16 protein-coding genes and 1 pseudogene are annotated in these 18,945 nt (G+C 62.2%); all 17 read right to left on the bottom strand.

Going from position 1 to position 18,945, the window contains the following annotated elements:
- On the bottom strand, nt 1-331 hold a 331-nt coding region (locus AB4Y42_RS38380; RefSeq protein ID WP_368697172.1), incomplete at its 3' end, for a putative type VI secretion system effector.
- Between the two features lie 21 nt (nt 332-352).
- Nucleotides 353-1,093, bottom strand: a complete 741-nt coding sequence (locus AB4Y42_RS38375) for a putative type VI secretion system effector (RefSeq protein ID WP_368697171.1) — start codon at nt 1,091-1,093, stop codon at nt 353-355.
- Complete coding sequence (locus tag AB4Y42_RS38370) at nt 1,090-4,005, bottom strand: T6SS effector BTH_I2691 family protein (protein ID WP_368697170.1); 2,916 nt, start codon at nt 4,003-4,005, stop codon at nt 1,090-1,092. The genes AB4Y42_RS38375 and AB4Y42_RS38370 overlap by 4 nt, the downstream gene beginning before the upstream one ends.
- 44 nt (nt 4,006-4,049) lie before the next feature.
- The gene (locus tag AB4Y42_RS38365; RefSeq protein WP_368697169.1) at nt 4,050-5,033 is read right to left on the bottom strand and encodes a DUF4123 domain-containing protein; all 984 of its coding nucleotides are present in this window, start codon (nt 5,031-5,033) and stop codon (nt 4,050-4,052) included.
- Between the two features lie 5 nt (nt 5,034-5,038).
- Nucleotides 5,039-7,621, bottom strand: a complete 2,583-nt coding sequence (locus AB4Y42_RS38360) for a type VI secretion system Vgr family protein (protein ID WP_368697168.1) — start codon at nt 7,619-7,621, stop codon at nt 5,039-5,041.
- Between the two features lie 103 nt (nt 7,622-7,724).
- Nucleotides 7,725-7,985: pseudogene (locus AB4Y42_RS38355) on the bottom strand (type VI secretion system baseplate subunit TssF); the annotation flags it as partial.
- Nucleotides 7,978-8,463: a type VI secretion system baseplate subunit TssE gene (gene tssE, locus AB4Y42_RS38350; protein ID WP_368697167.1), complete on the bottom strand. Its 486-nt coding sequence runs from the start codon at nt 8,461-8,463 to the stop codon at nt 7,978-7,980. The gene tssE and the pseudogene AB4Y42_RS38355, both read right to left, overlap by 8 nt.
- A gap of 683 nt (nt 8,464-9,146) precedes the next feature.
- On the bottom strand, nt 9,147-9,854 hold the full coding sequence (locus AB4Y42_RS38345; RefSeq protein ID WP_368697166.1) for a hypothetical protein: 708 nt from the start codon (nt 9,852-9,854) through the stop codon (nt 9,147-9,149).
- A gap of 61 nt (nt 9,855-9,915) precedes the next feature.
- Nucleotides 9,916-10,059, bottom strand: coding sequence for a hypothetical protein (locus AB4Y42_RS38340; protein WP_368692707.1), 144 nt, complete (start codon nt 10,057-10,059; stop codon nt 9,916-9,918).
- 66 nt (nt 10,060-10,125) lie between these two features.
- Nucleotides 10,126-11,433, bottom strand: coding sequence for a lipid IV(A) 3-deoxy-D-manno-octulosonic acid transferase (waaA, locus tag AB4Y42_RS38335; protein ID WP_368697165.1), 1,308 nt, complete (start codon nt 11,431-11,433; stop codon nt 10,126-10,128).
- A gap of 85 nt (nt 11,434-11,518) precedes the next feature.
- Nucleotides 11,519-12,403, bottom strand: coding sequence for a Kdo hydroxylase family protein (locus AB4Y42_RS38330; RefSeq protein ID WP_342947829.1), 885 nt, complete (start codon nt 12,401-12,403; stop codon nt 11,519-11,521).
- Between the two features lie 243 nt (nt 12,404-12,646).
- Nucleotides 12,647-13,642, bottom strand: coding sequence for a lipopolysaccharide heptosyltransferase I (gene waaC / locus AB4Y42_RS38325; protein ID WP_368697164.1), 996 nt, complete (start codon nt 13,640-13,642; stop codon nt 12,647-12,649).
- 186 nt (nt 13,643-13,828) lie between these two features.
- Nucleotides 13,829-14,911, bottom strand: coding sequence for a TadG family pilus assembly protein (locus AB4Y42_RS38320; protein ID WP_368697163.1), 1,083 nt, complete (start codon nt 14,909-14,911; stop codon nt 13,829-13,831).
- Nucleotides 14,912-14,958: 47 nt separating this feature from the next.
- A complete protein-coding gene (locus AB4Y42_RS38315) occupies nt 14,959-15,336 on the bottom strand; it encodes a TadE family protein (RefSeq protein ID WP_368697162.1) in 378 nt (125 codons plus the stop codon).
- A gap of 183 nt (nt 15,337-15,519) precedes the next feature.
- Complete coding sequence (locus tag AB4Y42_RS38310) at nt 15,520-16,488, bottom strand: type II secretion system F family protein (RefSeq protein WP_368697161.1); 969 nt, start codon at nt 16,486-16,488, stop codon at nt 15,520-15,522.
- Nucleotides 16,489-16,532: 44 nt separating this feature from the next.
- On the bottom strand, nt 16,533-17,510 hold the full coding sequence (locus tag AB4Y42_RS38305; protein WP_368697160.1) for a type II secretion system F family protein: 978 nt from the start codon (nt 17,508-17,510) through the stop codon (nt 16,533-16,535).
- Between the two features lie 31 nt (nt 17,511-17,541).
- Nucleotides 17,542-18,933 (bottom strand): CpaF family protein, encoded by a 1,392-nt coding sequence (locus AB4Y42_RS38300; protein ID WP_342921478.1) that lies wholly within the window; start codon nt 18,931-18,933, stop codon nt 17,542-17,544.
- Nucleotides 18,934-18,945 lie beyond the last annotated feature (12 nt).

The following is an 18,945-nucleotide window of genomic DNA, read 5'->3' as shown; positions in this document are numbered from 1 at the left end:
AGGCGACGTACCGGTTCTCGCCAATCTGTTCTGCTGCGACCTCAACAGAATCACCGTTAAGCATGGGCATCATCCATAGCCAGCCCTCGACCTGTTTGCCGTCCAGATTGAACTGCACCCAGTCCGCCTCCTCTTCCGAACTACCTGCCATACTGATCAGGCCAATGCCGATGGCTCCGCTTCCCATCAGCGACGCAGCCACGGCAGTCGCACCGATCTGTCGATGCTGAACCTGCGTCAAAACGAAATCACGAGTCCGGCGCGAACGTTTCAGCTCCGAGATCGTCCCTGACAGAACGACCGTAGATTGGCCCAAATCTTGGTTTCTCATATAGCAGGATACCGAAATCAGCTATTCCTTGTATCTGAAATAGAGGTTTCCGAATTTCGCGGATGTGTCGCCCAGACGATTCTTCCGGGAAATCTTGCGGAGATCGATGTCCTTTATGTTGCTCCACCCAAACGTCGAGAAAATCAGTTCAGCCATCCTGACAAAACCCATGAGCTTCCACGAGACCCTCAAGGCAATGATTCCAGTAAAAACCATCAAAAATGGAATAAATGCCCAAGCAAAGACTTGCATACCGTCTTTCTGAAAGGTCTCAACGCCTCCCTGGACAAGAAAAACTGTCATCAACATCAAATAACTAGCAATTGTCCAGTATAGCCACGCCTTAGCCGATTTCCGGAAATGCGCACTCCGTCCTGCCGTAGCATGTGGATAAATCGCCAGCAAGCCGTCTTCCTTGCGCCTGACTGCATAGGCGACGTACCGGTTCTCGCCAATCTGTTCTGCTGCGACCTCAACAGAATCACCGTTAAGCATGGGCATCATCCATAGCCAGCCCTCGACCTGTTTGCCGTCCAGATTGAACTGCACCCAGTCCGCTTCCTCTTCCGAATTGCCTGCCATACTGATCAGGCCAATGCCGATGGCTCCGCTTCCCATCAGCGACGCAGCCACGGCAGTCGCATCGATCTGTCGATGCTGAACCTGAGTCAGAACGAAATCACGAGTGCGGCGCGAACGTTTCAGTTCCGAGATCGTGCCTGACAAAAGAACAGTGGATTGCTTCGATTCCTGATTTTTCATATCGACTGGGTCATGGCTGAGACATAGTCCTTCTCCTGCTCGGCCGGGTCCGTATAGAGCTTCACACTGTAGTCCTTGACGCGGAAGAACGATGTGCGGCCCGTTCCAAAGGCGCATTCCGAGCACCATGTCTCAAGGGCGGTAGGCGTGAGCCAGTCCGCAGCGGCCTGGAGCACGATCAGACCGATCGCCGCCTCCCATCCCAGCAGCATGCCGATCCCTCTTAGAACCGCCCAGGCGACCGCCCTCTCCGTTACGGTCTCGACGGCGGCAATCACCGCTTCCGTGCCATACCGTCTTGCAATCGTCTTGAGCAACGGGGCTGACGTGCTGATGGTGTCGATCACGACGGCCCCCGTAATTCCGAAATCCGCTACTGCTTTAAGACCGTAAATAAATGATGCGTCAAACTGATGTTTTGATACGCTATCGCGGGTTTTTGCTGCATCCATCCATAGGCTAATCGAAGCTCCAATCGCGCCCAACCCGCCTCCGACAAATTTCCACGCCCGCGTGCGATTCGAGTTCTTCAGCGCCGCGTAATACGGTGTCATCGTGATCGTGATCATAGATGAGAGCAGGGAGACGCCGGACTGCACCAGTTTCTTGTTGGTATCATCGTCCTTGGCACCCGTCATGAGCTTGTAGAAGTTGACCGACTCCAGCAGCATTGCTACGACACCAATCCGGGCCGCTCGCAATGACTTCACGCCGTCTTCGGTTTGCGCCATCTGATGCCACGTGTCGTACAGCTCCTTCGTGGCCGGCGGTGTTTTCGCGGAAGCACCCGCGCGCAGGAAGGGAACCGCAGCGCGTACACGCGAGAGTTTTTCCTCGCGACTCATCAGTTCGAGATCGGCCTGCTTGCGCACCAGCGCAATCGCATCGGTGTTGGACACGCCGGCGCGTTTGAGTAAAAGCGTCTGGATGAGTTTCTCACCGACGAAATCACCCATCTGGTTAATCCGGAATTTTCGATAGATCGCATCCCCGACGCTCATCACGAACGTGTCGGCATGAAGACGTTTGAGCGCGTTGCCTGCTGGTGTGATCTTTGCCGGATCGCTTTGAGTTGCCAGCGACGCGAGCTTGCTGTAGTAACCGTTCAGTTTGGCGAGCGTGCCGGATGCACTGATCACGGCATCGACACCGGGGCTATGTCCGCCTGCTGCCTGGCCCGCAGGCGCAGCCAGCGGTGTATCCTTTTTCGCCTGCGCGGTCTTCAGATATTCCGCAAGCTCCTGACGCGCGTCCATCTGGTTCATCGCGAAGACGCGCCAGATGAGACTCGGAAGCTCGACGGGATTCCACTGCGCGACGAGCGTATCGAGAATCTTCTTCCCCGTGTGCGTACTACCCAATCCCGCCGTTGCGTCGGTGACGACGATCTCGAACGCGGCCGCATCATTGAGGTCAGTGGACCCGTAGTCCTCCAGCGTGTCGAACAGTAGCTGCGCCTGCAGCCAGGCCCCAACGTCTGCGCTCCGGGTTTCCTGCAGGTCATGGACGGACGTCCGGAGTTTCTGGTACTGGTCGCGGAAATGATCGAGATCCTTCGCCCTGAGTCGCGCCGCGTATTTCGACCACTCATAGGCCGTCGAGGAATCAATCTGCGATTGAAGATCGCGGGCATGCTGCCCGCCCTTCTTCTGTGCATACGCACGGGCCTCCGACATGACCTCGTCGCGATACGCACCGGTATAGGGTGCGCTTGAATTAGGATTGGTGGCCGAGGAACTGATTCCAATCACGTTGAGCCGTCGCTGGTAACTGGGCGGCGTATTGTTAGCTGCCATCCAGGCCTGGTCGTCGTAGAACGCGTTGATCTGCGCAGCCCGCGCCGGGTCGGCACCGGCCAGTGCCTGGGCACGCTGCTTTGCCAGCATCGCCGGCGCGTCCGGGCTGGCGAGGGGATTCATGACGGTATCCTGCCCCTTGACCCGCTCCTCATTGCGCGACTGGACGATCGCTTTCGCCGCGTCAACATCATGCTGCGCCCCGACCTGCAGCGTGCGCTCGGTCGCCACGTAACGGTCAAGCCATGACACAGGATCGCTGCGGAACCCGTTGAGTTCGTGGACGTTGCCGATACTGTCCCAGAGCGCAAGCAGCATTGGCGGATGGGATGACCCGGAAGCGTCTGTACCGACCTGCTGCATCAGTTTTACAAGCGCCTGGCTCGTCGAGAGCGGCGAGGCCTGCCGGATGAAAAGGGGATAGCGCGTGACTTTCAGCTTCAGCCAGTCGTCCTTGTAGTCGCCCTTATCCGTGCTGAACGGCTGCTTGTCGTCGGGCAGGCTGAACTGCTTCGGATCGAACGCCGGCATGTATTCAAGTACAGCGTCGATGGCAGATTCAGTCGCCGCAATGGCATGCCCGTGGGCATCCGCGCCCCCCTGGATCCACTTCGACGGCTCAATGTACTGCATCCGCGCCGTGCGCAGCTTCGCATTCGTCTTGTAGTGATTGAAGACTTCGGCGTGCCATGCATGTTCGGAAAATGCGATGTAGACCTTCCCGGTACACTTCTTCGGTTGCTCGATGGCGATGATATCCATCGGTACGGCGATGGCGCATTGTGCGCAGGCCGGATCGGTCCTGGTTTCGCCGGACAGCGTCGGAGATGCCGGCGACGCCAGGTCGTGCTTCCAGAGACGACCGTCCGCAGTCACCTTGTAGACCTCCCAGTACTGGCTACCTCGCGCACCCACTTCGTAGAAGAGATAGATCCAGCCCTCGCGTAACGTGCGCACGCCGTAGTGATGATCCGTCAAGCCGACACCCGTCACGCGCTCCCCGCTCAGGCCGCCCGGCATTTGGGCTTTCACGTCATTGGGCAGGACCGTGTATCGCACAGGCAGGATCGCCAGGCCGGTTTTCTCGCAATTGTCACACTTCGGTTTGGCTGCCATACATTTCCCTACGTATCTGATTCAGACTGTGCCAAAAGCGGGCTTTAGCGGAGCGTGGGCGGGGTCAGCCGGTCATACCACGCGCCACTGCGGATGTCCGCAATATCGGCCTGCGTCAGTTCGCTGATGCCTGCGGTATAAAAATCATCCGGCGCCATGTTGCCCAGGACACTCAGCACCTTCGGATACAGATCGAACTGTGGATGCCATGCCAGCGCGTGACCAATAAAAGCGATGTGGTCGTTCCGGTCGGCAAGGCCATATCTTTCCGCCCGCTCCGCAGCGGCAACGGCCGTTTCGATGTCCGATGGCTTGGGCTGACGCCCCTTCGCCACCGCATGCAGTGCGAGCGCCCGGTTGATCGGGCCATGACGATGAATCTGCTGCCATTGAGCAGCGGTCAGCGCCAGTTCCCGGTTTGATTCACCAGTCTGGCTGTAGACGCGTGGCCTCGCACTCGCATCAAGTGCATGCCAGACCTTGACTGGCCCCAGCAATGCCTGCTGCTGTCGCCCGCTCAGCATCGGCCAGATCAGGCTGAGCGCGCGCGCGTCGTAGAAACGCAGCACGCATGCGTGACCCTGATCGTCGTATTGCAGCGCGTGGCCGGACCAGTGCGCAGCCACCTCGGCAAGCGACGCAGAACTCGCGAGCCATCCACCAATGCGCTGCCCCAGTCCCGCAGCCATCGATTCCGGACGTCTGTCTTCGTGCGCCAGCCGGACGCTCTCTTTCAAAAGCGTCATACCCGTCGGCGTCGCGAGGTCCAGCTCAATCAGGTAAGGTTGATGCGCCTCCGGAAACCCGTCGTGATCGATTTCCACCACCGCACGCGAGGCGGCGGCGTCCGGGCCAGAGCGTTCTTCGCCAGTCAGATCCCGTTGTGCCGGATCGACGGCCAGGAAGCAGTGCATCTCCGGATTCTTGCTGAAATACGCACGCAGGACATCGAGGGCCGCATTGACGACTTCTTCCCCGGAACCGCCATCTCCCTGCTGCGCAGGGCTTGGGGTATTCGGATGATCCATTGCGGTTACTCCAGCGGGACACTTGATGCGCTATCCGCCGACGCGGCAGCCGTTTTCCAGGCGCAGCCCTTCGGGACGCTTGCGAGCGGTGCAGGCAACCGCATGGACGACGCACCCTGCTTGCTCCACGACGCAGCGCGCTCGATGATCTTTCCGCTCGACCCATTCTCGATCAGGTCGGGCGTAATCTTGATATAAGAGCCGCCCGCGCCGATCCAGATTTCCTTGTCCGCCGAGATCACGACCTTGCCATTCGAGCTCGTGACCGTCACATCGTTCTGTGCGGCAAGCTTCATCTCGTCGCTTTGCGCCTGGATCTCAACCTTGCCCTTCGCGGCGAACAGCTTGATCCCGGCGTTCCGGGCAAACAGGCTGATCTTCTCCATCACGCTGGCAATCAGCGACTGGCCGGTGGCCACATGCGTGTTCTTCCCGCTCACAATGTTGACCTGCTGGTTTGCCGTAATGTGCGCCGAATCCTGCGTCGACATCCCGACGCCCGATGGACTCGCGAACAGCATGATCGGCGTCGAAAATCCGTTGGCGTTGCCGGTTCCGCCTCCGCCCGTGTTGCCGCCGCTACCGCTGCTGCCTGCCACGCTATACTGCGTCGCATCGGTGAACTTTTTCAGGGCATCCAGACCGTCCTGCAGGCTCTCCGCCTGGTTTGCGGTACTTGCCTGGGACGCCAGATCGGTCACACTTTCGGCGCTCGTGAGCTGCTCGCTTGCTGCCGTCACGTTCATCGGCTGGGCCACGCTTGCGGGATGGCTCGAGACATACAGCCCCTGGCCCGCACGGATCGCGCCATACGCATCCGACTTCAGGTCAAAGCCACTGCCCAGATACGCACCGCGCGTATTGTCGTTCTGCGCGATCAGATACCCTAAATGAAGCTGGGAATTCGCACTTGTCGAGTAGAGTTGCATGCGGTTCTGGGCCGTTGCGTCGTCCAGCACCATCTGGTTATAGCCACTGCCGCCGCCATACTCCTTCGAGCGGTAGCCCGACAGTATTCCGTTCGAGTGCCAGTTCGGCGTCGCCGAACCGTTGTAAACGCGGCCCGTCACAATAGGCCGGTCACAATCCCCGTTCACCCAGTCCACGAGAATTTCTTCGCCCACACGGGGCACATGCACGCCACCGTAGCCGCCGCCCGTGTCCGACATCGCCACCCGCAGCCAGCACGAGGATTTTTCGTCGCCCGGGTTCAGGCGATCCCACTCGAAGCGAGCCTTGATCCGGTTCAGCGGATCGGTGTAGACCTCCGCGCCCGACGGGCCGGTGACGGTCGCCGTCTGGATCTGCATCTGCGGCTTTTTGTGCTCGAACGGGCTGCGGTACGGCACGCTCATGCGCTGCGCCTCGACCTGCGTCAGAAAGAAGCCGTCGCTCGCCCCTGCCGCTGTTTTCCGTGGTGCCCGCGGCGTGTCATCCTCCGACGCCTCGCCCTGGTAGCTCTCGCGCATCTGCGCGACTTCGCCCTCCAGGCTCCCCGGAAACGGTCGCGTGTTGCCAGCGGGCAGGTTGTTCTCGATAAACCACTGCACCTCGATGGCGAGGAACTGGCGCTGCTGATGCGCGTCCTTCTCATGGTCGGGGTGATCTACGAGTTCAAAATATCGGCCTGCGTCCATACGGCGGACACTGCCTGCACCATGGAACCGCTTGGCGCGCGACTCGAACTCCTCCATGCGCAGCGTTGCCAGGTGGTCGCCCCGGTTGTTGTCCAGCCACGTGTATTTCCCGGTGTATTCGTAGACCTCGGTCTGGTCAGGCAGATCACCCTGATTGGGCACGGTGTTCTTGCTCTGGGTCTTGCTGCTCAGGGGCGCCTTGTAGTCCCCGGTGACACTCGTATAGCGCACACTCTGAAGCGTGCGCGTACCCGACCATTGCGAGAAACCGTCAACCTCGGCGTCAATCGCCGAGCGCGAGAAGTGAATCTGGCCGGGCTTGAGCTCGCTCGCGAAGTAGTTGTAGTCCGTGATGACCAGCGTATGCGACTGTCCATCCTCCGCCTGCTCGAAGTAGCCCCAGAGGCCCTCGGCCTCGAGGAGTCGGTGCACAAAGGTCCAGTCGTCCTCGTACTGCATGCAGAACGAGCGCGGAGCGAGCGGTGTCTTAAGTTGCCCGTAGAGGTTGAAGCGGAACCGGCCTCGCGCCTGCGGATGTGCATTGAACACATCGGCGAGGATGTCCTGTACTGTCCTGTCCTGCCAGATACGGGCATCCTTGCGAAAGCGCAGGAAGTGTAACCATGAGGCGAATTCGAGCTGCGTGTGAACAAGCCCCCCATCGGCCCCAAGCCGGCGCGCTGTATGCACGTAACCGTGATGCGGCTGGTACGTTTTATCGTTCTGGCGGATCCAGAGCGTGACGGGCTGGGCGATCAACTGCTTGAGTTCGATCTGCCGGGAAGTCGACACCATGTCGACCGTAAAGCCGTAATCGCGACCGACCCTCGACTGGCCGACCGCACGCAGTGGCAGCAGCACATCCTTGCCCAGCGGGGTATCGAGTTTCAGCAGCCGGTCGTTCTGGACCACACCCTGGCTGATGTCGCGGATCTGCTCGTAGGCATCCATGATCTTTTTTCCGTTCGTTTCGGTGTGCGGGTTACACGAGGATCGAATCGCCGCTGCGTGGTTGGCAACGGATGATTTCCTGGCCGGTGCGCTTGGAAATCCCTGGAAAGGGCCGCAGGTAGTGCGGATACAGGACCTCCAGGAGCGCATCGGTGAACTCGGGATAGTCGTCCTCGATTTTCTTGCTGATGCGCGCGCCAAGAAACGCGAACGATTCGATCAGTCGCTCAACGTGCGTGTCCTCGACGTGCTCGCCACTGACTCCCAAACGCCCGGCGGTCTTCGGGTAGCGTTGGGCGAAATCTGCCGAATAGCGGCGCAGGAACGTCAGCTCGCGCTCGTTGTACCGTAACAGGTCATCCACCGAACGTCCCCTGAGCCTTGCCGCGCCCACGCGTGACCGAATACCGGTGTGTCGAAGGCTGCAGCTGTGCATCGAAACTGACCCGTTCTTGCGCCGGATGGACCACCAGCATGGCCTCGATGGCGAAGTGCAGTGCACTGGTGGACCGCGCACGCATCTCAAGCGTCACCCTCACGTCCACCAGGCGATGCTCATGCCGCGCGATAGCCCGCCCGATGGATTCGTAGATGAACTTGCTGTCGTCGTGGCTTGCGAGTGTTCGCCCCGAGAAGTCGTTCAAGCCGTAGGTGACAATCGAGCGCGAACTTTCGGGAAAGCCGCCCAGGTCGTCCTCCGAAAACGCCATACGCGTGTTTAGCAGGGCTTCAAGATCCTGCGCGACGGTGCTCTTGAGCTCTTCAAGCGAGAGCGTACGCACGGGAGCGGAATCCGGCGCGTTATAAAACAGCGTGTCAAACAGCCCTGGTTCAAAACGCATAATTCCATTACCGGCGTATGCCAGATGAATATCCCGAAACAGCCGGAAATGATTAACCGACTGATTAACGTCGCATGAATCGGCGCAATGGTACCGGCGATTATTGTGTAGTTCAACGGCTTCGGAAGAAATAATAGCGCGCTTCTTGGCGCATGGAGAAATCGGGTAATAATTGCGGATACAACAATATAATGACCGGTAAATATCGCCGTAAGGAAAAACTGATCAAGTTCGCTATCGAACTGCGCCCGGCGTTCTAGATCGAGTTGGATCCGACATCGTTTTGCCGCCGGTCGGCCTAGCTTGCAAAGCCGTACCCGACGTGACGAGTTTGGTCGGGGGTTTGTTGCGGGTCACGATGTCTCACCAAAGGCCAGAGACGTGAAGGACTGCCCGCCGCGGCTCTCCGCCCCGGAAATGCAAGAGAAGCCAGAGCGCGATGCTCTGGCTTTGCGGCAGGTTCCCGGTCGCCCCTTAGCGGCGTCAATGGGATGGCAAGGTGCGCCCGATATCAAGATCCACGGGTTCCTCTCATGAGCGAGGTCAAGCTCCGGCGATCGGGGTCAACCGCCGTCACCGCCACTCCATTCGATTGAGCACGGTCTTCCGGTAGTAGTCGACGTTCGCACATTGTTTGAACATAACGGCCGCCACGATCCAGAGGAAGTTCTCGACAGCCACGTTCAGCGCGTCAGGGGGCCAGCCCTGCCCGCTTTGAACGAAAATCCGGTCGCCGGTGCCCTGGTAGCCGCGTGGACCTCGGATTTATCCGTCAACAGGCATGACCCACTGGCAAGCACTTCGAAATATCTCATGTTCAGACCGAGACTGACCGTCCGGTCCGCATTGAGGACCATGCGTGCCTTGTTGTGAAGCGCATTCAGAGACGCACCGAGGATGATGTCTTCTTTGGGGATACGGCGCAGGATATCGCGTGGCAGCCGGCTTTTCTTGATCCAGGAATGTCCGTATAGCGCGATGTCCTGCGTCACCTCGAACGCGCTAGCAATGACCTGATCTCGCAACGGACTCCAGGCGCCGAGAAATACCAGATCGATTTCTTTGGCAGTGCCAGCAATCGGATAGTGCTGACGAACATTGGCACCGTGCGGCAGGTAGCGAGCCTCACGGCCATGCGACTGAATCGCTCGACGACAGCGGGCGCGAAGGCGAAGTAGAGGTCGAAGGCGCGTGGCTACTTCCAGTTCAGACCAGTTGTCGTCTTGCTCGACCCACCAACCTGCCTTCAAGACCTTTGACTCTCGCAGCTGGAAAATCTTCACCCTTTTACCATGGATGTAAAGCACGACATCGGGCTGATAGGCGGCCACTTCTTCGCTGAGCCGGGTCGCCAGATGGTTGACCTCACTCAGGTGGTGCTTGCGGAACAAGTCCGTGCCTCTCGGGACAAGGCGAAGCGTACGGGCGAGCTTGTTGATTCTGCGAAAGACCTTAGCGTGAGACCCAGTGGACCTGATCCTCGATGATGAAAGTCTTCGCTTCTACGCCAGCCTTCTCGAAAGCATCGGCGTAGTCGTCAGCCAACGGCGGAAAGCGGCGATGCGCGATGAGGATTCGCGAGATCGTCTTCGTCATAGGCGCTTGTCCAACCGTGTCCATGTTGTCGTTGCGCGATTGGCGCACGCGCTACCGCGCGCGAATTCACACATCGGAGACGAGCGCCTCCACAACATCCACAGTGCGCGCCGTCGCGCCGCGGTGGCGCGAGGCGAATGCGGCTGCAGCCGCGCCCATCGCAACCCGGCGCGGCTTGTCGTTGAAGAGTTCGCGCAAGGCGCGCGCGAGATCGGCGGGGTCCTGAACCTGCAGGGCAGCGCCCGCGGCGGTGGCGTCAGCGGTGGCCTGCGTGAAGTTGAACACGTGCGGCCCGATCAGCACCGGCACGCCCACGGCGCACGCTTCGATCAGGTTTTGCCCGCCGAGCGGCAGGAGACTGCCGCCAATGAACGCGAGGTCGGCGGCAGCGTAATAGGCGCCCATCTCCCCCATCGAATCGCCGAGCAGAACGCTCACGTCCTGCGGCAGCAAACGCACGCCCGCATGCGCGGAGGCCGCGGCAGCCGCGGCCGGCGCCCAGCGCGAGCGCCGTTCGAGCTTGTAGTTCTTGCGCTCCACGAGCGCGGCCACCTCGTCGAAGCGCTGCGGATGGCGCGGCACGAGGATCAAAAGCGCATCCGGTACATTGAGTGCCGCGAAGGCCTGCAGCACGAGTTCCTCTTCACCTTCGCGCGTGCTCGCCGCCACCCACACCGGGCGCTCGCCGATCGCGCGCCGCCATTCGCGACCGCGCGCGATTAGCGCCGGAGGGCTCGCCATGTCGAACTTGAGGTTGCCGAGCACCGCCACATTGCGCGCGCCGAGCGCGGTGAGACGCTCCGCATCGGAGGGACTTTGCGCGAGCACGCGCGTGAAGCCGCCGAACACCTCGCGCGTGCCCGCGCCGAACTTCGCCGCCCGCTTGAACGAGCGCGCCGACATGCGCGCGTTGGTGAGTACGAGCGGCACGTCGGCGTGCTTGCATTCGTCGATGAGCGTGGGCCAGACCTCGGTTTCCATCACGAGACCGAGCGACGGCCGCCATGCGTGCAGGAAGCGCCGCACCGCGTGTGGCATGTCGTACGGCAGGTAACAGCGCAGCACGCGACTGCCGAAGAGTTGCTCGCCGGTGGCGCGGCCGCCCGGCGTCATGTGCGTGAGCAGGATGCGAGCGTCGGGACGCGCCGCCAGCAGCGCGTCGACGAGCGGCTGCGTCGCACGGGTCTCGCCAACAGAAACGGCATGCACCCAGATGAGCGGCGCGTCGTCCTCGGGCAAACGCCCTGCCGAAAAACCGAAACGCTCGCTGATATGCTCTCGATAGCCGCGCTCGCGGCGCGAGCGAATGAATAGCCGCAGCACCGCGAGCGGGGCAATGAGCCACCAGGCCGCGCGATAGATCGCTCTCAGCATCGTGCCTCCGCGTCGGCCAGGGTCATGCGAAACGCCGCGGCCGCGCGGCAGGAGGCGTGGATCGACAAGCTCATCGCGCGTGGATTCAAACCAGTTCCTTGCCCTTGAGGCGTTCGAGAATGCCGAGCGGCGCCCATTCGGGATGCACCATCTCCTTCACCGGCAGGAAGAAGGTCTGCTCCATCATGAACTGACCGGACATCACGGCATGCGACGTGTGATCGGAGAAGCACACCCAGACGCTGCCGGGCGGAAAACCGATGGTCTCTTGCGGGCACGCCTTCTGGTAATCGAGATCAGCCTTCATGCCGTCGTGGAGATTGAGCATCAGATGGTCGTACTCGCTGCGCTGCGACTTCGTGATGTGCAGCAGGTTCTGCAGCCATGCCGAGCCCGGAAATTGCGGCTTGATGTTCGGCAGGAAGCGCTTTGCCATATCCTCGAACGGCTCGCCCACGCGCCACACGCGCGGCACGCCGTTCGGGTTGACGTTGGTGAACACGCGCAGGATGCGCTCGCCGTAGTTCGGACGCGAGGGAAAGGCATCCACGTGCAGGCGCGAATCGTCCTTGCGCCACGAGGTCTCACGCGTTTCCACCTGATGCAGGCGCAGGCTCGTAGGCGCCACGCGCAGCTTGCCGGTGTATTCGGGAAAGAGGCCGTCCACCAGCGTGCGAGCGCACGTCTGGTAGCGCGCGATCAACGCACGCACGGCCGTCTGCGTGACAGTGTCGCCGAGCACGCCGTGCAGCGCGCCGCCGTTCGGGTCGAGGCTGATGTTTTTGCGCTTGGGGTCGGCGATCGCGGGGTCGAGCAGCGCGCGCTCGCCGCCTTCGATCGCGAAGGCCAGATTCGGGAAATACAGCACCTTGCCCTGCTCGACGGCGTCGAGCAGCGTCTCGCGCGGTTGCGAGAGCTGCTGGCCGTGCCAGTCTGCGGACGTGATTTCGATGATCTGGGATTCGTTCATTGTTCGCCCCTGGAAGCGATGGATCTGATTGCCTGCCGGTGTGGCGCGGTGCGAGCGTGGTTTGCGCTGTTGCCCGCTTCTTTGCCATCTCGCGCGATTCATGCCGGCCAAGCCCTGGCGCTCACTCGTGCACATGCGTGCAACCCCGCGAGCGCCGATTCTTATACCCGCAGCCTCAGTGGTGCGCCTTGACGCGCCGCAGCCCCCCAGTATGTCAGGCGCCTGCGCTGCGGCGGCCCGCCGCTACAGCAGCCCGAAGCCCGCCAGCGCGCCCTTCACCTGCGCAAGCGTTGGCGGCTGGCCTGCCGTGCCCAGATTGACGACGTTCGGCGACCAGTAGCCGCCCGTGCGCCAGGCGGTCGCGAAATTGTACAACTCGACGGTCGGGCGCTTCAGCGCCGCCGCGATGTGCACGAGCCCCGTGTCCACGCCCACCGTGGCCGCCGCGCCGTCGATCAGGCCCACCACGGCAGGCAGCGAGAGCCTGGGCGGCACGATCGCGGCTTCACCGAATTCGCGCGCGAGGCGCTCGCTCGTGACGCGCTCGGCCTCGCTGCCCCAGGGCAGCACGAGCGACGCGCCGCGCCGCACGAGCGCCTGGCCCAGCTCGATCCAATGCTGGTCGGGCCACTGCTTGTCGGCGCGTGACGTGGCGTGCACGAACACGACATAGGGTACCGGCAGGTTCAGCCCAACGCCCGCGAGCGCCTGGGCGGCGCGATAGGTGTCGAGGCCGAATTCGATGTCGTCGGTGGGCGACGGCGACGCGAGATCGAGCGCGCCCGCAACCAGTTTGCGCGTACGCTCGACCACGTGGGTGCGCGGCTCGATGCGTATCGAGCGGTCGTAGAAGAAGCGCACCGGCCACTCGTAGCCCGCGCCATCGGTGCGGTTGCCAAGGCCGACGAGCGGCCCGCGCGCCCAGCTCGCCACCCACGCCGTCTTGATGAGCCCCTGGCAGTCGATCACGAGGTCGTACTTCTCGGCAGCGAGCGCGCGGCGGAACGCCCCGATCTCGCGCCAGTTCGCGCCAGAGAAGAGGCCCTTGCGCCAGCGGCGCAGCGAAAACGGAATCGCGCGGCGCACGCCCTCCACGAGCTCGACGAGCGACTGGAAGCTCTCTTCGACGAGCCAGTCGATCTGTGCGTCAGGGTACCGCCGCCGGATATCGGCAATGGCGGGCATGTTGTGGACGACGTCGCCAAGCGACGACACGCGCACGATGAGGATCTTTTGCACGCTCAGGGTTCTTTGTGCGGACGAATTTAAAAGGTCTGCAATTTTAGCGCGCCGGGCGAAGTCAAGCGAAAAAGTGGGGGGAAAGTGCGGATAGAGGTGCGGGAATCGCCACCCAAAGGGCATCGAAGCAGGCCAAAAGCGCCGGCACGTGCAATGGCGCGGCGCCGGCGCTGCGGCAATGCGTCCTTACTGGACCAGCCTCGGCGGCGTGTACGCCCCGTAACTCGGCCCAACCCCGCCCGAATTGGCTGTCTCGCAGTGGCTCATGTCGTTGGACATCTGCACGAGCACATAGGGCGTCGAGCCGTTGCTGGCATCGAGAATGTGCAGGCAGGCAAATGCCTGGACCGGCTGAAACCCACTCGTCGACGGATCGTTCACCACGACCACCGTCGCCCATGCGCATTGCCCGTTGCCCGCAGCGCTACAGGCGGCCGTGTCCTTGAAGATCGAGTTTTTCTCGCCCGTCTGGATCCACGTCCCCGGCGAAGCCCCGACGGAGAACGTGGTGCTGTTGCCGCTAGTCAACAGGCCGCTGGCATAGCTGGCACTGTTGTCATTGACGTTAAACGTCGTCCACTGGCCGGATTGACAGGTTCCGTATTGATAGCTGGATCCGATCTGGAAGATATACGGCTGTCCCGCGACCTGCGGCGTAGAGAAGCCGGACACGGTGCCACTGGTGGGCGAGAGCTTGGGCGAATTGGTCGACGCATTCCAGTAGTTGTTGTACAGACACTGCGACATCGCCAATGGAAAGAGTCCACCAGGCCCCACATTACCAGGCGACGACAGGACGGCGGTGGCCACCGCACTGGCTTTGAGGATATTGACGCCGAGCACATTGCTCAGAAAGCCCCTCACCGATCCGTTCGCGTTCGAGCCGTCTTTGCGGATGGTCACCTGCACGGCGGCCAGGTCGTTCGCTCCCGGTGTGAACGGCAACGCCTCGAGGCCGTATGGCGTGCCCGTCGCGTTCCAGTATCCGGTCGCGACCGTACTCGTCTGCACATAGGCGCCCTGAACCCGGTTGGTCGAGGTCGATGTCGAGAACGTCGACGCTGTTGCCGAGGCCGTCGTGAAATCCGGCTGGGTCGCGGTGCTGTTGCTGCACTCGCTACGCGGCTTCAGACACCCCGCACCCGCCAGCGCGGCCGCGTCAGCCGCATTCTGGAGCTCGTTGCGAGCGACCATCAGATTGCCGATGTCGATGGCCATCGCCGCGGTCCCCAGCAGAAAGATCATGAACACCGCGACCGTGATGGCCACCGCCCCTCTCTGCTTGCGTCTTCTCCCCGTGCGCATGATTGCCCCCTTTATTCATTGTTCATGACGGTCGTGGAGGACAGCGTAAGTGCCCCTGTGATGGGCGCCACCATGCGTCCCAAAGCCAGGCCGTTGTACTGGTACGTGACGGTCACCGAAATCGGTTGGCCGAAATTGCCGCCAGCGCCGGTCGTCGTGACCACCGGCGTATTCTGCGTACCGAACGTCAGCAGGTAGCTCGACGTGTAGTTCGTCACGACCGTCTGGACGTCGCTTGCGGTGGGCTTCGGGCTCTTCAGCACGACTCCGGCGCGGGCGCCTTCCCGGCTGGCGTTGGTGATCACGGCCTTGTCGTAAAGGAACAAGCCCATTTCGATGATGCCGAACAGCAGGATCAGCAGCACCGGCAGGACGAGTGCAAACTCCACCGCAGCCACGCCGCGCTGCGCGCGCCGATTGCGTCCACGCCGCGGGCTCCGTGCGCGCCCCTTTCCTCTTCCCGCGCGTAACGGTAGTGACAGCGCGCCGGTCTTTGCAGTTTTCATGACTTCCCCCGATCGAATCGCCCGTACAGGGCTTGCTCTGTTTTGGTCACCCGCTGCGGCCGCGCGCTAACCGCCGTTCATGGTCGGCAGCATCGTCCGGTAGATGTGCAGCATCGCCGGCCCCATCAGCACCACCATCAGCGCCGGAAAGATGCAGAACATCAGCGGAAAGAGCAGCTTGAGCGCGATCTTCGCGGCCTTTTCCTCTGCAAGCATGCGCCGGCGCGTACGCAGCGTGTCCGAAAGCACGCGCAACGAGTCGCCGATGCTGGTGCCGAATCGCTCTGCCTGGATGAGCATCGTGCTGAAGGAGTCGACGTCTTCCACACCCGTGCGCATGGCAAGGTTGCGCAATGCCTTTTCCTTCGTGTAACCCGAGCGCATTTCGAGGAGCGTGAGATCCAGCTCGTCGGCGACCACCGCGCTGCGCAATCTGATCTCTTGCGCCACACGCATCAACGCGGCATCGAGACCCAGGCCCGCCTCGACGCAGACCGTCAGCAGATCGATGGCGTCGGGGAAGTCCTCGAAGATCGCGCGTTTGCGGCGCGCAACCACGCGCGCGATCACCAGTGCCGGCAGGTAGTACCCGAGCGCCACCAGCGTCACCAGAACCACTGCAAACCGCGTGACCGAACTTGCCGCCCCGCCGCCGCTAATCATCCACATGGCCGCAAGCGTGGGCAGCAGCAGTGCCAGCACGGTGCGAGTGCCGAAGAAGATCGCGACGGCACCCGGCGAGCGCCAGCCCGCATTCATCAGGCGCACGCGCAGCGCCGAGACCTCCCAGCCTTCCTTCGGCGTCGAGAGCCGGGAAAGCGGCTCGGAAATCTGCACGAGCTTTTCGTACCAGGCCTCGCTGGAGGAGTCCGGCTGCATACCAGGAACAGGCGCGCCGCGGCCGCCGCCCACCTGTTCAATGCGCCGGCGCATGGCCTTGGGTGCAAGGACATACATGGCGGCCAAAGACAGGCCGAACACGCAGGCAAAGAGACAAACCAGCAACAGCAACCGCGTCGAATCGAGCGCTAACATGGCTCCCCCCTTGAGTTTTGATAGTGGCCCGGGACGTGGCACCGTCATACGCGAATCCGCACGATGCGCCGCCCCCAAACCATGCCGGCCAGCAGCATCACAGTGCCGGCCTGAAGCATCAGCACGCCCGCCGGGTCCTGCCACAGCACTTCGAGAAAGTCTGGATTCACGAAGGAGATGGCCCCGCCCGTGACCACCGGCAGCAGCCCCAGCACCCGCGCCGAGAGGACCCCTTCCGCGGAAAGCACGCGGACCTTGTCGAACAGCTTGAAGCGCTCGCGCACGAGGCTCGCAATGCCGTCCAGCAGTTCGGCCAGGTTGCCGCCCGTCTCACGCTGGATCAGCACAGCGATGACGAGGTAACGCAGGTCCCCCACCGGCACGCGCTGCGCGAGCGCCGTCAACGCCTCGTTGAGCGACACGCCATAGTTGATCTCGTCGAACGTGGTGCGGAACTCGGCGCCCATCGGGTCGGCGAACTCGGTGCCGACCAGGTCGATCGCACCCGAGAACGAATGGCCCGAGCGCAGCGCGCGCGCCAGCATGTCGCAGGCATCCGGCAACTGCTTCTGGAAGCGGCGCATGCGCTTGGTGCGCCGAAAGCGCACGTACATCAATGGCAGCAGCGTAGACATCGCCGCACCAGACGCCAGCATCACGAGCGGCACGCGGATGAACATCCCCGCTGCGATCACGAGAACCGGCATGAGCGCGCACATTGCGATGACGCGTGATGCCGTCCAGCTGATGCCCGACTGTTGCACCCAGGCTTCGAAAGAGCGAATGCCCGGCATGAGCAGCAGCATGCGCTGGCCAAACGTAGAGCCATCTAGCTTGCGCGACTTGAGGATGGACATCGCCTCCTTGCGCCCCACCCCGCCCGTCGCCACGGCCTCGATGCGCGATTCGAGGCGGCGCGCGACCGCGCCATGCCGGCTGTTCCACCATTCCCAAGCGCCCTGGCTGGCAAGGACTACCGCTACGAAGAGCAGCAGGATTGCCAGAATGAAGGTTGTACTCATGCCACGCTCCCCCGGATGAACGTCGTGAATATCAGACCGTGTCGTAACGCCGGCCCGGATCGAAAATCTGCTCGGGCAGGTTCACGCCAAACGCCGCGAAGCGCTCGCAGAATTTCGGCCGCACACCCGTCGCACAGAAGTGGCCACGCACGTTGCCATTCGAATCCATGCCGGTGCGCTTGAACGTAAAGATCTCCTGCATGTTGATGATGTCGCCCTCCATGCCGGTGAGCTCCGAAATGCTCACGATCTTGCGCCGGCCGTCGGTCAGGCGTGCGGCCTGCACGACGACCGAGATCGCGGAGGAGATCTGATGGCGCATCGTGCGCGGCGGCAAGGCCAGGCCGCCCAGGCTGATCATGTTCTCGAGGCGCGTGAGCGCGTCGCGCGGCGTGTTGGCGTGGATCGTCGCAAGCGACCCTTCGTGGCCCGTGTTCATCGCATTGAGCATGTCGAGGGCTTCCGCGCCGCGCACTTCGCCGAGGATGATGCGGTCGGGGCGCATACGCAGCGCGTTGCGCACGAGCGCGCGCTGGGTAATCTCGCCTTTGCCTTCGATGTTCGGCGGACGCGTCTCCAGGCGCAGCACGTGATCCTGGCGCAGTTGAAGTTCGGCTGCGTCCTCGATCGTCACGATGCGCTCGTCGTTCGGAATGAAGCCCGACAGGACGTTGAGCAGGGTCGTCTTGCCGCTGCCGGTGCCGCCCGACACAAGAATGTTGACCTTGGCACGCGCGAGGCCCTCGAGCACCTGGGCCATGGGCGGCGTGAGCGTTTGCAGCTCGATCAGATCCGCGACCAGCAGCGGCTTGACCGCAAAACGCCGGATCGATACAAGCGGCCCGTCCACGGCCGAAGGCGGAATGATGGCGTTCACGCGCGAGCCATCGGGCAGGCGCGCGTCGACCATCGGGCTCGACTCGTCGATGCGCCGCCCCACCCGCGAGACGATCTTCTCGATCACCTTCATGAGATGGGCGTCGTCGTAGAAGTTGACATCAGTGAGTTCGAGCTTTCCGCGGCGCTCCACATAGGTCTGGCACCACGTGTTCACGAGAATGTCCGAGACAGTGGGGTCGCGCAGCAACGGCTCGAGTGGACCAAAGCCGAACATCTCGTCGTACACGTCGATGGCCAGCTGCTTGCGCTCGAGGTCATTCGCAAGCGCCTTCTGCTCTTCGAGTATGCGGCCCACGAGCGCGTTGATCTCGCTGCGGATCTGCTCCTGGGGCATGCGTGAGAGACGCTCGAGTTCCACCCGTTCGAGCACGGCATGATGCGTGTCGTACTTCAGCTTCTGGTACGCCTCGGTCTTCACCCGGGACGGCGTCGCCGGGGCTACGGGGGCGGCGCCGCCCGTATCGGCGCGCTCGACGATCGTCGGCTCGAGGCGCTGCGCAAAGATCTGCTCGCGAAGAGACATGACTTTTCTCCT

This window comes from Paraburkholderia sp. EG286B (genome assembly GCF_040965655.1).
GTDB lineage: Bacteria > Pseudomonadota > Gammaproteobacteria > Burkholderiales > Burkholderiaceae > Paraburkholderia.
The sequence above is the reverse complement of the archived record's forward strand: the minus strand, read 5'-3'. Positions and strand labels throughout refer to the sequence as shown.

Bases quoted from the DNA above. Each gene is read 5' to 3' on its own strand.
- AB4Y42_RS38340 (WP_368692707.1), bottom strand. From the start codon at position 10,059: ATGACGAAGACGATCTCGCGAATCCTCATCGCGCATCGCCGCTTTCCG.
- AB4Y42_RS38330 (WP_342947829.1), bottom strand. From the start codon at position 12,403: ATGAACGAATCCCAGATCATCGAAATCACGTCCGCAGACTGGCACGGC.
- AB4Y42_RS38300 (WP_342921478.1), bottom strand. From the start codon at position 18,933: ATGTCTCTTCGCGAGCAGATCTTTGCGCAGCGCCTCGAGCCGACGATC.
- AB4Y42_RS38365 (WP_368697169.1), bottom strand. From the start codon at position 5,033: ATGGATCATCCGAATACCCCAAGCCCTGCGCAGCAGGGAGATGGCGGT.
- waaA (WP_368697165.1), bottom strand. From the start codon at position 11,433: ATGCTGAGAGCGATCTATCGCGCGGCCTGGTGGCTCATTGCCCCGCTC.
- tssE (WP_368697167.1), bottom strand. From the start codon at position 8,463: ATGCGTTTTGAACCAGGGCTGTTTGACACGCTGTTTTATAACGCGCCG.
- AB4Y42_RS38360 (WP_368697168.1), bottom strand. From the start codon at position 7,621: ATGGATGCCTACGAGCAGATCCGCGACATCAGCCAGGGTGTGGTCCAG.
- AB4Y42_RS38370 (WP_368697170.1), bottom strand. From the start codon at position 4,005: ATGGCAGCCAAACCGAAGTGTGACAATTGCGAGAAAACCGGCCTGGCG.
- AB4Y42_RS38310 (WP_368697161.1), bottom strand. From the start codon at position 16,488: ATGTTAGCGCTCGATTCGACGCGGTTGCTGTTGCTGGTTTGTCTCTTT.
- AB4Y42_RS38305 (WP_368697160.1), bottom strand. From the start codon at position 17,510: ATGAGTACAACCTTCATTCTGGCAATCCTGCTGCTCTTCGTAGCGGTA.
- AB4Y42_RS38375 (WP_368697171.1), bottom strand. From the start codon at position 1,093: ATGAAAAATCAGGAATCGAAGCAATCCACTGTTCTTTTGTCAGGCACG.